At 53.9% G+C, this 13,348-nt stretch carries 12 protein-coding genes and 1 tRNA gene; 2 read left to right on the forward strand and 11 right to left on the reverse strand.

Annotated elements, in window-relative coordinates:
• Nucleotides 1–92: 92 nt before the first annotated feature.
• The 5 genes from BCF46_RS08565 to BCF46_RS08585 form a co-directional block, all read right to left on the reverse strand.
• Entirely contained in the window at nt 93–1,016 is a 924-nt protein-coding gene (locus BCF46_RS08565) for a glucokinase (protein WP_121023338.1), read from the reverse strand.
• 4 nt (nt 1,017–1,020) lie between these two features.
• Complete coding sequence (locus BCF46_RS08570; RefSeq protein WP_121023339.1) at nt 1,021–2,118, reverse strand: ABC transporter ATP-binding protein; 1,098 nt, start codon at nt 2,116–2,118, stop codon at nt 1,021–1,023.
• Between the two features lie 5 nt (nt 2,119–2,123).
• On the reverse strand, nt 2,124–3,017 hold the full coding sequence (locus BCF46_RS08575; protein WP_049835306.1) for a carbohydrate ABC transporter permease: 894 nt from the start codon (nt 3,015–3,017) through the stop codon (nt 2,124–2,126).
• A complete protein-coding gene (locus BCF46_RS08580) occupies nt 3,010–3,882 on the reverse strand; it encodes a carbohydrate ABC transporter permease (protein WP_121023340.1) in 873 nt (290 codons plus the stop codon). The genes BCF46_RS08575 and BCF46_RS08580 overlap by 8 nt, the downstream gene beginning before the upstream one ends.
• Before the next feature lie 70 nt (nt 3,883–3,952).
• Nucleotides 3,953–5,203: an ABC transporter substrate-binding protein gene (locus tag BCF46_RS08585; protein WP_121023341.1), complete on the reverse strand. Its 1,251-nt coding sequence runs from the start codon at nt 5,201–5,203 to the stop codon at nt 3,953–3,955.
• A 221-nt stretch (nt 5,204–5,424) separates the two neighbouring features.
• On the opposite strand from BCF46_RS08585, the gene BCF46_RS08590 reads away from it, so the two are divergent.
• Both BCF46_RS08590 and BCF46_RS08595 read left to right on the forward strand, forming a co-directional pair.
• Nucleotides 5,425–6,162 carry a response regulator gene (locus BCF46_RS08590; protein WP_121023342.1) on the forward strand — a complete coding sequence of 246 codons (738 nt, stop codon included), beginning with the start codon at nt 5,425–5,427 and terminating at the stop codon, nt 6,160–6,162.
• On the forward strand, nt 6,159–7,610 hold the full coding sequence (locus BCF46_RS08595; RefSeq protein WP_245989927.1) for a sensor histidine kinase: 1,452 nt from the start codon (nt 6,159–6,161) through the stop codon (nt 7,608–7,610). The genes BCF46_RS08590 and BCF46_RS08595 overlap by 4 nt, the downstream gene beginning before the upstream one ends.
• Before the next feature lie 710 nt (nt 7,611–8,320).
• Here BCF46_RS08595 and BCF46_RS08605 read toward each other — a convergent pair.
• The 6 genes from BCF46_RS08605 to BCF46_RS08635 all read right to left on the reverse strand — a co-directional run bounded on the left by BCF46_RS08605 (nt 8,321) and on the right by BCF46_RS08635 (nt 13,161).
• The gene (locus tag BCF46_RS08605; protein ID WP_121023344.1) at nt 8,321–9,430 is read right to left on the reverse strand and encodes a tyrosine-type recombinase/integrase; all 1,110 of its coding nucleotides are present in this window, start codon (nt 9,428–9,430) and stop codon (nt 8,321–8,323) included.
• A gap of 858 nt (nt 9,431–10,288) precedes the next feature.
• The gene (locus tag BCF46_RS08615; RefSeq protein ID WP_121023346.1) at nt 10,289–10,501 is read right to left on the reverse strand and encodes a MerR family transcriptional regulator; all 213 of its coding nucleotides are present in this window, start codon (nt 10,499–10,501) and stop codon (nt 10,289–10,291) included.
• A gap of 46 nt (nt 10,502–10,547) precedes the next feature.
• Nucleotides 10,548–11,243, reverse strand: a complete 696-nt coding sequence (locus BCF46_RS08620; protein WP_121023347.1) for a hypothetical protein — start codon at nt 11,241–11,243, stop codon at nt 10,548–10,550.
• Entirely contained in the window at nt 11,237–12,433 is a 1,197-nt protein-coding gene (locus BCF46_RS08625) for a tyrosine-type recombinase/integrase (protein WP_121023348.1), read from the reverse strand. Before BCF46_RS08625 ends, BCF46_RS08620 begins: the two co-directional genes overlap by 7 nt.
• Nucleotides 12,434–12,582: 149 nt before the next feature.
• Nucleotides 12,583–12,672: transfer RNA gene (locus tag BCF46_RS08630), tRNA-Ser, on the reverse strand.
• A 159-nt stretch (nt 12,673–12,831) separates the two neighbouring features.
• A complete protein-coding gene (locus tag BCF46_RS08635) occupies nt 12,832–13,161 on the reverse strand; it encodes a hypothetical protein (RefSeq protein WP_121023349.1) in 330 nt (109 codons plus the stop codon).
• Between the last annotated feature and the right edge of the window lie 187 nt (nt 13,162–13,348).

Raw genomic sequence — 13,348 nt, forward strand, 5'->3', positions numbered from 1 at the left:
AACCAACACTTTGCGCAACGAACTCGTAAGCCTAGGATTACTGTCTGTCTTGCGAACTGCGATGTGGCTTGTGTTAAAAGCTGCAATCAAGCTCACTGTCTATGGTCAAGGGCGGCACACCCATAAAGGGCCGCGAAATCGTCTTCGATTGTGAAAAGACTTGGGGTTCGGGCGCCAAGGATGTCGCAAGGTTGCGCAAAGACTTCGATAAGTCGAGCCGTTGATATGCCTACAACAGCTCGGGCGACGCTGCCTGCTAGGTAGACGCCACAGGACGGTATGTAAGCCAGCGACAAATCACGCAACAGCTGTCCAATCAGGGCCGCGTAGTGATCAATGGCGTTGGAAATGGCAGGGTTGCTTGACGTCTTGTAGGACTGGATCGCAGTGGTACCGAGCAGGGTATTGTCGCCGGTAAACTGTTGGCAAAACAACGTAAAGCCGCGCCCTGAAAACAGTGTTTCGATCGTTGGAAACAGGTCTGGTGAAAGGTCGATTGCCTTAAGCATGTCCGACACGTTTTTCGGCATAGAAATATGCCCTGCTTCGACGGCGAGGCAATGAACGCCATTGAGTGTACTCAAAACGGGGCTAACGTTAAATCCCGTCCCAATCCCGACGACCAAAGATTGCCCAGTCTTGGACGGCAACGCAGGGCCGTTATAGATGCGCCGTAACTGGGTTGGGAGCAGTGAAGGGACCGCATACCCAAGTGCCGACAAATCATTGACCTGAACCACGTCCTTACAGCCGAACCGTTGGAGCAATTCGGTCGTTAGAATTGTCCACTTCCGGTTGGTCAGCACCGCTTTGTCGCCGTGAACTGGCCCCGCGACGGCGATGACCATGTCATCTAGCGGCGCGGGCGCGTGGTCTTTGAGATAGGCCGCTACGATATCGTAGAGGTGCGGCCAGTCGTCATTGCTGAAATTGCGAACGGATTGCGGGACGATTGCACCGTCTTTGCACAAAGCCAATCGTGCATTCGTCCCGCCAATATCTGCCACCAAACGCATGCGGTTAATTCAGCCGTAAACCGGTCTCGGGTTCAAAATAGGAGACTTTTCCAAGATCAAACGCCAGACGTTGTGCAGTGCCTGCGGCAGCTGTTGTTTCAGCATGCAAGCGCGCGGTCACGTGTTTACCGCCAAGCTGCATCACAGCAAACGTATCGGCGCCTGCGGGCTCAACAATATCGATCAGACAATCCGCTTGTTGCGTGTCGTCAGTGCGGGCAAGGGCGGCATCTACGATATCTTCAGGACGCACTCCAATAATGACATTCTCTGGCAAGTCGGTATTGCGCGTGTCTGTCAAAACAATCGGATCGGCGTCTTTGCGTGCGATTTCGATCTGCATGCCTTTGCCGTTCGCTTTTGTCTTAGCTGGGATCAGGTTCATCGCAGGGCTGCCCATGAAATCGGCCACAAACAGATTGGCAGGACGGTTGTAAATCTCAGCAGGGGTGCCGATCTGCTGGATCACACCGCCTTTCATCACCACGATCTTGGTCGCCAATGTCATGGCTTCGATCTGATCGTGTGTGACGTAAACCATGGACGCGCCGAGCCGTTGATGCAGCGCTTTAATCTCGGTGCGCATTTCGACGCGCAGTTTAGCGTCAAGGTTGGACAATGGTTCATCAAATAAGAACAACTTTGGATCCCGCACCAAGGCACGGCCCATCGCGACACGTTGGCGCTGACCACCGGACAATTGGCCCGGCTTGCGGTGCAACAGCGGTTCGATCTGTAACTGTGTGGACACGTGCTTAAGTTTGGCGTCCTGTGTAGCCTGATCGATGCCGCGAACTTTCATCCCGAAGGTGATGTTCTTGGCCACGGTCATGGTCGGATACAAAGCGTAGGATTGAAACACCATCGCGATGTCGCGGTCCTTGGGGCTGACGTTTGTCATGTTTTGCCCGCCAATAAACAAATCCCCCCCTGAGATCGGCTCAAGCCCAGCGATACAGTTTAACAGCGTTGACTTACCGCAACCGGAGGGCCCGACGAGGACCAGAAAGTCCCCTTTTTCGATCGACACATTGATGTCTTTCAGAACCTCGGTTGCCCCGTAGTTCTTGTAGAGGTTTTTAACTTCGAGAATAGGTGACATCTGATTTATCCCTTTACAGAACCAGCGGTCAGACCGCGGATGAAATATTTGCCAGCAACGACATAGACAAGCAGTGTCGGCAGGGCAGCGATGATCGCTGCGGCCATATCGACATTGTATTCTTTGACGCCAGTGGTTGAGTTTACGATGTTGTTAAGAGCAACCGTCACAGGCTGAGTGCCAGCTTGGCTAAAGCTTACCCCGAACAGGAAGTCGTTCCATATCTGGGTGAACTGCCAGATGACGGACACAACGATGATCGGCAGGCTCAGCGGCAGGAAGATCGACCAGAAGATACGAAAGAAGCCTGCGCCATCGACTTTTGCCGCCTTTGTCAGCTCGGACGGGATGCTAACGTAGTAGTTGCGGAAAAACAGCGTGGTAAAACCAAGGCCATAGATCACGTGGACGAAAATCAAACCCGGAATGGTGCCAGATATCCCCAATTTGCCCAGCACGATCGCCATAGGCAAAAGCACGACCTGAAACGGGATGAAGCACCCAAACAACAACAATGCAAAAAAGATGTTCGCACCTTTGAATTTCCATTGCGCCACAACGTAGCCATTCAACGCGCCGATGATCGTGGAGATAAGAACGGCAGGAATGGCGATCAGAAGTGAATTCAGGAAATAGGGGCGCACGCCTTCGCATTGGATACCCGTACAGGCACCAGACCATGCCGTGCGCCAAGCATCAAAAGTGACTTCGCGTGGCAGCGATACAAGATCGCCCGTGCGGATTTCATCCAAAGACTTCAGCGACGTTGTAATCATCACAAACAGCGGCATGAGATAAAACAGCGCAAAGACGCCAAGCAGGATGTAGAGGATAAAGCGCAGAACCAGTTTGGTCGTCGGGCTTTGGGTGCGGGTCGGGGCGTAAGACATATCAGTCATTTTTGGTCCTCAATTCTGAATAGAGGTAAGGGACAACAATCGTGAACACGACAAGCATCATGACCATGGCCGAACTTGCCGCCTGCCCGATGTCACCGCGCGAGAACGCCATGGCATACATGTAGGTGGCCGGAAGATCGGTCGCGTAACCCGGGCCACCGCCAGTAAGCGCGATGACGAGGTCAAAAGCTTTGATCGCGAGGTGGGCCAGCACGATGAACGCGCTGAGGAAAATTGGGGCCATCGACGGAATAATGATCGCGGAATAAACGCGCCAAGTGGGGATGCCATCAACCTGCGCGGCCTTGATGATTTCTTCATCCACAGAGCGAAGCCCGGCAAGGAATAGCGCCATAACGAAGCCGGAACTTTGCCAGACCGCGGCAAGCACAACGGTGTAGATCGCCATGTCCTGATCAACCAGCCAGTTGAATTCAAAATTGGCGAACCCCCAGCCCTTGACGGTGGCTTCGATTCCAAGTTCAGGGTTCAGGATCCATTTCCATGCGGTGCCTGTGACGATCATCGACAGGGCCATGGGATAAAGATAAATCGTGCGGATCGCGCCTTCGGTGCGGATTTTCTGGTCCAGCAGGATCGCCAGAAGCAGACCCAGAACCATAGCGATCACGATAAATAATGTGCCAAATATGGCGAGGTTCACCATCGCGGTCTCAAACCTTGGCGAGTCGGCGAGGCGTTCATACTGGATAAAGCTGTCCAGCTCGTAGCGCGGCATGAGACGCGAACGTGTCAGTGACACCCAAGCCGTCCAGCCGATAAAGCCGTATACAAACACCATGACGGCGATGAATGACGGCGCCAAAACGATTTTTGGCATGTTGTCTTGCAACCATCTTGTCATGTGAAGTCCCCCTTTGGTTGGTGGCCCTGCCCCAGATCGGGGCAAGGCCGTTTTCGTAATCTTTAAAAGATTACTGGGAGTTGGCGACAGCCTGAGACAACATCTGAACCGCTTCTTCAGAAGACATGTCAGAGTTGAAGTGCGCTGTAACAACGTCTGTGATCGCGCCGGACTGCGCACCAAACAGTGCCATCCCGTGTGCGTAAGATGGCATCAATGTGCCGCCCTCGTTCGTAGACGCCATGTCAGCAGCAGAAATCTGCGCGCACTCATCAAAGCCGGACAGATCAACGTCTGTACGGGCTGGGATGGAGCCTTTGTTCATGTTGAACACTTCTTGGAACGTTGGCCCCATGATGAGTTCAGCCAGCAGTTCCTGACCAGCGGCTTTGCCGTCACCTTCAACAGAGAACATCGCAAAGCTGTCTACGTTATAGAGGTAGCCGTCACCCGGAGTGGACGCACATGTGAAATCAACGCCTGGAACTTTTCCAGCAGCGAGGAATTCACCCTTTGCCCAGTCACCCATGATCTGGAAAGCGGCTTCGCCGTTCATGACCATTGCTGTGGCGAGGTTCCAGTCACGACCAGAGAAGTTTGGATCAACATAGCCGCGCATGGTGCGCATCTGATCAAACGCTGCAATCATCGTGTCAGATGTCAGCGCCTCTGGGTCGAGGTCTACGAGAGCTGCCTGATAGAACTCAGCGCCGCCGAGACCCAAAACAACAGTTTCGAACACAGTGGCGTCCTGCCAAGCCTGACCACCGTGGGCCAGTGGAATGATCCCAGCGGCTTGCAGTTTTTCGGCTGCGGCGTTGAACTCGTCCCAAGTTGTTGGCATCTCGATGCCGTTAGCAGCCAAGATTTCTGTGTTGGCCCAGATCCAGTCAACGCGGTGCACGTTTACTGGCGCCGCACACCAAGTGCCATCGCACTGCATGTGTGCTGCGATGGACGCTGGCAGCAGGTTTGCCCAGTCGTTGGCTTCTGCAACGCTGGAAATGTCAGCCAGAACGCCTTCCGCAAACCATTCCTGAATGGCTGGGCCTTTGATCTGTGCTGCTGTTGGCGCGTTGCCGGACAGAACGCGTGCACGAAGTGCCGTTCCAGCCGCGTCACCGCCGCCGCCAGCAACTGGCATGTCAGTCCATGTGCCGCCGTTTGCAGCGAACTCTTCTTGCAGAACTGCGACTGATTTCGCTTCGCCACCGGATGTCCAGTAGTGCAGAACTTCTGCTTCAGCGTGACCCTCAGCAAAAGCTGCGCCAGCGGCACAAACTGCAATCGCGGATGCGGTGCTCAATACGTAAGATTTCATTTTGGTTTCCTCCCAAAGAATTGCCCATCACGGGCTTGGTGCGGCGACATTGGTGCGGCGACATAAGCCATGCAACGGCTGACTAACGGCCTTTCGCCCTCATCATGCATTAATCTGGGCAAGCCGTTACAACTTGTTACGCAAGGCTCGATTTTGTTGCACAATGTTACGTAAGGATAGGGTCATCGCTGCTCGGGCGGCTGGCAAAGGGGGAAACAGACATGGCGATTCCACGCATCTTGGTTGTCGATGACGATGTAGAAATGCGCGCAATGATGACGCAGTTCTTGCAACAGAACGGGTCTATTGCCCTGCCTGCGGCAAACGAAGCGGAGGTGCGCCGCCACATCGACGGTGGCCGTGTCGATCTGGTGTTACTGGACGTCATGTTAGGCGACGAGAACGGTTTAGAGATTTGCAAGCATCTGCGCCGCGAGCAGGACGTGCCGATCATTATGGTGTCTGCCTTGTCTGCCGATCACCAACGTATGGAGGGGTATGCGGTTGGCGCGGACGACTACATTGCCAAACCGTTTAATCCTGAATTGTTGTTGGCGCGGGTCAAAGCGGTGCTATCGCGCACGCGACGGTCGGCGTCCTTAGTGCACCGTCGGAACACAAAAACCTTTCAGTTTCACGGCTGGACCTATGACGCAAAAACCAGCGAGGTCTTGTCGCCTACAAAGGTGCAAGTCGCCCTGTCGCACCGTGAAACCGCATTATTGCAAGTGTTGCTCGCCAACCCGCACATCCCTCTCACCCGCGAGGAAATTGCGGCCAACCTAGACGTCACAGGCGAAGGCCAGCCTCCGAGTGAGGCGACAGGTCGCGCGATTGATGTTTTGGTGGGGCGTTTGCGCAATAAGATCGAAACGAACCCGAAGGAGCCCAAAATTCTAAAAACGGAACGCGGGGTTGGGTATGTTTTCGCTGCGGATGTTGCGGTATCAGATACGTGAGAAACCCGCTAAACAGCCTGCGCATGATTGGGGCCATATTGGTTCTTGCGGCGCTTTTTATGGGTGGTGGCACGGTTTGGATGTGGGAAAAATCCACGTCCGATTGGCGCGCATATGGCACGGCGTCCTACGATGCTGGCGTGACTTTGTATTACGCACTGCAAAACGGAACCGCCCCGCCTGCTGGCATAAAGCTCACCCCCCTTCCCACCGACGATCAGGTCCATGCAACAAACGGATCATTCCGCCAAATTGCCGGGGCTCCGGCTGCCTCGCGGATCACGATTGTCCCAATCTTGCCCGATGTTGCCAATCAGATCACGGGTGCCTCTGTCACGATGGCGATCCTTTCCCCTGATCTCACCTATGGTCTTGCGGATCTGCCGCACCGTGACGGACAAACGGCGGCAGAAACCATGGGCGCGATCACCCGAAAACTGGCCACGTTCTGTAACGATCCGTTTGTCGTGGCCCGCATGGGTGATGCCGACTGGGTTGAAATAGACGGCAACGCCGTTTGGGGCTGCGCGGCTGCCCCCCCTGATCGCCGCATACTCGCAGCACTTTTGGCGGTGGTCGCAACAGGCATTCTCATGACCGTCGCGTTGAATTTGCCCGTTTCATTCTCGTCCTTCGCGGAACAGCTGAGCAATCGTAGACGCGTCGGTGGCCCCACCCGTTATGATCCGACTGGCCCGCAAGAACTGCAAGAAATCATAACAGCCGTTAACAGCTATCTGGAAGTTGAACGCGAACAATTGGCTGGCCGTGCCGCTGTCTTATCGGGTGTAAGCCACGACCTTGGCACACCTGCCACACGGCTGCGCTTGCGCGCTGCGTTGATCCAAGACACCGACTTGCGCCAAAAATTTGAAACCGACATCGACAGCATGACAGGTATCATCGAAAGCGTGCTGACCTATACCCATGTGGAAATGGGCGCCGAAGAACCGCGGAACCTGTCGTTGACGTCACTGTTGGACGCCATTGTCGCCAATTACCAGGATGTGGGCCGCCCGGTGACATTGCGCAAAGCCAAAGACGTCGTTTTACAGGGTGGGAAATCCATCTTCATGTCGCGCCAAGGCTACGGCGTGGTGTCCAATGATCGTGACACTGTGGTTTATGGCCGCCCCGTTTCGCTTGAACGGGCCATCACAAACCTGATCGAAAACGCGCTGAAATACGGCCGCCGCGCTACCGTTTCGCTGGAAGCAAACGCGCAGTCCGCGACGATCCTCATCGAAGATGAAGGCTCAGAAAGTTCAGCCGCCGAGATTGAAAAGCTTTTGGCTCCGTTTCAACGTGGTGAGAACACGGCAACGATAGATGGCCACGGACTTGGCCTGACAATTGTAGCGACCATTGCAAAATTGCATGGTGGCCAGCTGACGTTCGAAGATTCCGCAACGGGCGTGACAGCGCGGCTGGCTATTCAGAGATCTTAAGACACGGACCAAACAATAGACAGACACATCGTTTAGATCTGCAAAGCCTCAGCTGGCCAGAAGCGAGTTTTTCATTCCCGACAGCCGCCGGAATGGTCGGAGTTTATCATAAGGTTGTTACAACTCTCAAAAGGATGGTTCGTGCGGGCAGTAGATCATCGAGCCATCCGAAGCAGCGCAACCCTACAATGTTCGGTTTGGCAAAGTCGCAATTGGATTCTATTTTTATTATCAAAAGCCGCTGAAAGCCGAGAGCCGATATTGCATCCGTTGGCATGATCAGCGTCTCGTTGGTTCCAGCATTGCGCAACTGAAGTAAAATTTGGATTTGGCCTATAAGATCTAGATTGAACGGCCGCTTTGGAGACCCGTGCCGCTTGGCGGTGACAAGTATACCGCACGCGCGAGTAAATGCTGCGTCTGCGAAGTGGGAAAAACGAATGTCGGGAAAGTCCCGCATTGCAGACCTTGGCAGCTAAAATTCTGCGCGATTGACCAACGTGCGCGTTCTTTAAGCTGCGCCGCAGCTTCGCGAAGCTCTTCCAGTGTCCGCCATGGTGCAAAGGGAGACGAGGCACTGAACGGTTTCAAGTGCGTATCGCAATCCTAAATGGTTGCACCACCCTCGGCATCCCCGTCACGAAAACCATAGGATGAATCCGCCTGGGAAAGGGAGCCATGTCCGACAAATGAATTGTGCTACAGAGTCGCTACGCATTGTCACCCATCGCCTCGAGTATGCCGTCGAAGATCTTCGCTTTTTCAGATTCTGACAAATTTCGGGGATCGATCGTTTTCTTGATGCCAATGCTCTCCAGTACCTCAAAACGCCGACCATCTGACATCGTACCGTAGTGGCGTTCTGTGGTCCTCTCGCTTTCGTGTCCCATGTTGAGCGACCACGCTTTGCGTTCTTCGTGCGTGAGCGAGCGTATATCGCGTTCCGCACCGATGGTGTGCTTGGCAGCATGCGGCGTGTATTTAGTATCGCTATTATGGCAGGCGATGGCGAACGCTTCGGTTACGGCTTGCGTCGTGGACATGACCGGAACGGTTGCAGCTTTGCCATCATTCACGTCAATGCGATGCTTCAAATATTTGGAGTCGGGGAAAAGAGCATCGTCTTCTGAAAAGCCCAAGCCTTGAAGTACATCAACCCATCCGACAACGACATCCTCAAAAACTTTGGGGATCTGGAACCAAATAATGGCAAGGCTCTTGCCTGCTTTAGCGCGCACGACCCTGGCATCTTGCAAGATCCGCCTCCGTTGTATGTCAAAGTGCTTAATCTGAAGCGATACCAACGTGTCTGCTCTCAACGCGCCCAGAAAGGCCAAAGCAAAAAGCGCGCGAGCGCGTAAGTCGACCAGAGACTTGGATGGCATAGCGTTCAGGAGCTTTTCGGCCTCAAGAAGACTGGGAAATTTTCTCTGCTTAACTTGCGCAGATCGCGCCACGACTGCCTTTGGCAGTTTGAGATAACCTGCAAAATCTCTTGGCAAGCGTCTGTAGCCATCCTGCTTCAACAGCCAATCGAAAAATGTGCCGAGATGCGAGACAGTATGCTTGATCGTCGACGCCGACATACTGTCTGTCGCCTTTACCGCTGCACGCCTTTTCAACTCGTCGCGCACCGCCGAAAAATCATTTATCATGAGCTTGGCAAAGGGCTTTCCCTCTAGATAATCCTCAAAAAACCGTATTGCCGCGAGGTGCTTATCAATCGTCTTCTCGCTGTAGCTGCCGGCGTAGGTTTGCCATTGATGGATGATCCTATCGTTCTTGGCGTGAAAAACTGGGACATCTTTTTCCTCGGACATCCAAATACCCCCACGAACTAAGGTATTTCCTTCGTGTAGGCAGTCCGTGGGAGTATTTGGATTGCGACAATCCTCGACCAAGTCTCGATCAGTCTCAGCTGATATCTTTTTAAGCTTAGAAAGGCATTTTGGACACTCGGCAGAGTACATATGCTTACCGTTTTTTGCGACGCAATCTACGACCGTTTCGGTCCGAGGAAACACGGCGGTCTGGCATATGCGGCACTGAAACTCTCCAGGGCGAAAATTGCTTTGTACCCGTTTACGTTTTTCTCTGTGGAACTCTTGAACTGCCTCACCTCGAAACAGATACGGCCTTTGGTGATCCGACGTCCTCAAGCCTTCTCCAACCCAGTTTGATACCGTATTTGCGGTGACTGAATATGCTGCGATCAACTGCTGGACAGAATACACTCTGTGCTTTTTGAGGGTAACGCCTTTGTAGGATCTGCTCATCAGGCACCATCCAGGGCTTGCATTTTCACCTCGAACCTAACCAGCTCGCTTAACTTCCAGCGCGATGTTCCAGGGCTCAATTTGATCCGCCGGGGAAAATCTGGATTGTTTGTGTGCCAACGCCACACAGTGGCTTTCGAGATATCAAAGCGCGCGGCGACCTGATGGTCTGACAAATATTGCTCGGCACAATGAGAACAGGGCGTAGGAGGCTGGATTCGAGAACATTGTCTCGGTTCAGAGCTCGTTGCGACAGCTTCGAACAGACTCAACTGCTCGACTTTTTGCCTGATAGACATGATTAGCCCAAGCCACAGTCAAGTGATGGGCGATGGTTCGAGACTACGGACAGGGCACCATTCAAGTCCTGCAGGTGTATCGGGATTGGAAAACGCGTGGACATTAAATTACGTCGTTCGCGTTCGGGTCAACCCGGCAAGCCTCGGCCCACGCGTTCAAATCCACCCCACGGTAGATGACCTTCCGCCCGAGTTTGTAGAAGGCAGGGCCCATGTTTTTGTGACGCCACTGTGCGAGCTTGTCGCGGTCACCGATCAGATCAAGCTCGGGGTCGCCGAGGACGTAGTTTCGGTTGTTTTCAAAAAGACCGGGCACTCTGGGTGTTCCTTTCGCTGCCTTCAATTGCAACGAGTGAGTGCCGTTAGCTTACTCCGAAGGGCAGTCCCCGATTTCGAAATCGGGGACCCGAAAGTGTTGATATATATACTAAAGAAATCTGATTATTCGGATCAACATAGGGTTTTGAGATACCCTTGGGACAGTTTTGGCTAAGACTGCGACGAACTTGCTCAGCAATTTTCAGAATGTCTTTTTTCCGAGTGGGATTGCTCTCACAGAAATCAATGGCCATCCCAATGTGAGCTACGCCTCGGTAGGTACTCCAATTCTTCCGAATGACGTCCTTATCTTTCGCGCCCCTGATATTTCCTTCTCTCCCTGCATCCTGGACCTGCTGCAATATCCCATTAGGTGTTTGCACACCCTCAAATTTTCCATCTTGTATGGAATGCCAGATCAGTTTGCCGGTGTGTTCAGCGACGTTGAGTTTCTTCTCATGCTTTGCCTCATATCGCGTCTTCACCTCGGAGAACTCGTGAACCGCTTCGTGTCGCTCAGCAGCGCTATCCGCGATCCACCTTACGAGATCTGCGTTTCCTGGCTCAAGTGTCCAGTCAGGACCATACCTATCATTGAGCAGTGCCAGCCGCATCGCCACGATGTCATGTTTAACTGCTTTGACGGCTTTTAACCTCGCGCCTTGGGTCTCTTCGCTTAGCGCCACTCGAATGAGGTCAATTGAGAGCAGCTCTGGCTGATTAATAGGGATTGTTAACATGGTTGTTTGCCCGCATTCTGGTCACTGGTGATAAATTCGGACCACCTCTCCATAAGCGCTCGCCGTTTATCCAATAGATCAGACCGCGCGTATGCCCTCTCGACGTCCGATCCGACCCTGTGCGCCAAGCACATCTCTGCCACCTCTCGCGGCGCGTTGGCGACTTCGGACGCCCAGTCGCGAAACGTTGAGCGCAGCCCGTGCACCGTCGCGTCCCCTTTCGTTACTCGGCGCAGCAACATCAGCATCGACATATTCGATAACGGCCTATTCCGCTTCTGCCCTTCAAACACGAACTCGGAGTTCATCGCGCGCAAGTCTTCGACAATGGAGTGCATTGGGGATGTCAGAGGAACGCGATGCTCGACCCCCGTCTTCATGCGCTCCGCAGGACAGGTCCACAGACGCGCTTCAACATCCAACTCGTCCCAACGCATCTCAAGCACCTCAGTGGTGCGAGCTGCAGACAGCGCAGTAAACATCAGCGCCTTTGCAGCCATGCCGTCGCGCGTGCTCAGCACCTCAAACAGCCCTGGCATGTTTTGCCAACGAACCGCTTTGTGATGTTTTGGCTTCGCGGATACCCTCGGTAAAACCTGCGCGTCCTTGATTGCCGTCACTGGGTTCTCACCTGAACGAAACCCTTTCGATCTAGCCACGTCCAATACGATCTTGATACGCTGAGACAACCGACGCGCAGTTTCGTGCTTCTCGGTCCAGATCGGCGACAAGCACATCAGAACCTCCGGCTGGCCGATACTATCGATTGGCATGCGCCCGATCTTGGGAAAGGCATAGTCACGCAAGGTGTTGATCCATTGCTGCCCATGCTTGGGGTTCTTCCAAGTCGGCATACGTTCGATATGAACCTGCTGCGCGACCTCCTCGAAAGTCGGGATCTCGCGGGTGGCGGTGAATCTCGGGTTCAGACCTTGCTTCGCCATGCGCCGGTATTCTAGAGCGCGGTCTCGGGCTTGATTGATTGTGACGATATCTGCCCCGCCCAACCCAAAGTCGGTCCGCAAGGGAGCACCCTTCTTGTTCTTTTGACCTTTGACAACCACGCGAACAATCCAGCGCCGCGCACCGGATGGATCAACGACCAGATACAACCCGTTCCCGTCGCCATGCCGACCCGGTCCAAGGTTCTCTACCAACTTCTTCGTAAGCTTGCCGCCCAGCGCCGCCATCTAAAATACCACATTCCATACCACTCCAGAAAAGCATACGAGCACTATCGAAAGAAATCGAGGAAAACCGTAAAGTCACAAAAAATCCAATAAAACAAAGCAAAAGGGCCGCCCAAGGCGACCCAATCAAAGCGACCAAAAATGTATGGTGGCGGAGACGAAGGGATTCGAACCCTCGAGACCCTTCCGGGCCTACTCCCTTAGCAGGGGAGCGCCTTCGACCACTCGGCCACGTCTCCGCCGACCCGTTTAGCGATAGCTCGACAGGGCGGCAACCGAAAATGTGAGAAGTTGCGCAATCGGTTCAGGTCACTCGGTTTATCAACGATTATTCAATGCTCCACGGGCAAACGCCCGATCAGAACACGCCACCCGCTGCACCCACAACCAACACCCTTTCAGGCCGCTATCAGGTTCGCAGGGATGCCGCGACCGGAGATCATCCCAAGCTCGGCCGTTCGGGCAAGGATAGACCAATAGACCTCTGACGGAGCGCCACTGCGCAGGGCCATCACCTCGTCTGCCTCAACCGTGACGTCAGAGCTGCCAACCATCAGGGTGCCGCGCAAATAGACTAGCGACGGCAACATCTGCAGACGCTCCACAATCGGTGCCAACACATCAAGGTCTCCGGTCACCAACAGCGTCGGCCCGGACCGCGCCCCTGTGAGCTGCCACAGCAAATCACAGGGGCGGTCAGCAGACTCAAGCATTTGCACGTCAGACATGGCAGATCTCCTTTGCTCCGAACGTAAGGACGCAGCAGGAAACGCATCATGGGAAACCGCCGGAAATTTTCCCTCCCGACGACGACTGCACCGGTTGAATCTTCCAAGTCATCGGATACTCTTTTGCAACTATAGCTAACCCGCCTTGGGTTAAGATATTGCCAACGCGAGTGAATCTAGAGACCTC

It is taken from the genome of Litoreibacter meonggei (assembly GCF_003663885.1).
Lineage (GTDB): Bacteria > Pseudomonadota > Alphaproteobacteria > Rhodobacterales > Rhodobacteraceae > Litoreibacter > Litoreibacter meonggei.

Bases quoted from the DNA above. Each gene is read 5' to 3' on its own strand.
- BCF46_RS08620 (WP_121023347.1), bottom strand. From the start codon at position 11,243: ATGTTAACAATCCCTATTAATCAGCCAGAGCTGCTCTCAATTGACCTC.
- BCF46_RS08580 (WP_121023340.1), bottom strand. From the start codon at position 3,882: ATGACAAGATGGTTGCAAGACAACATGCCAAAAATCGTTTTGGCGCCG.
- BCF46_RS08575 (WP_049835306.1), bottom strand. From the start codon at position 3,017: ATGACTGATATGTCTTACGCCCCGACCCGCACCCAAAGCCCGACGACC.
- BCF46_RS08570 (WP_121023339.1), bottom strand. From the start codon at position 2,118: ATGTCACCTATTCTCGAAGTTAAAAACCTCTACAAGAACTACGGGGCA.
- BCF46_RS08565 (WP_121023338.1), bottom strand. From the start codon at position 1,016: ATGCGTTTGGTGGCAGATATTGGCGGGACGAATGCACGATTGGCTTTG.
- BCF46_RS08605 (WP_121023344.1), bottom strand. From the start codon at position 9,430: ATGTCCGAGGAAAAAGATGTCCCAGTTTTTCACGCCAAGAACGATAGG.
- BCF46_RS08585 (WP_121023341.1), bottom strand. From the start codon at position 5,203: ATGAAATCTTACGTATTGAGCACCGCATCCGCGATTGCAGTTTGTGCC.
- BCF46_RS08625 (WP_121023348.1), bottom strand. From the start codon at position 12,433: ATGGCGGCGCTGGGCGGCAAGCTTACGAAGAAGTTGGTAGAGAACCTT.
- BCF46_RS08635 (WP_121023349.1), bottom strand. From the start codon at position 13,161: ATGTCTGACGTGCAAATGCTTGAGTCTGCTGACCGCCCCTGTGATTTG.
- BCF46_RS08590 (WP_121023342.1), top strand. From the start codon at position 5,425: ATGGCGATTCCACGCATCTTGGTTGTCGATGACGATGTAGAAATGCGC.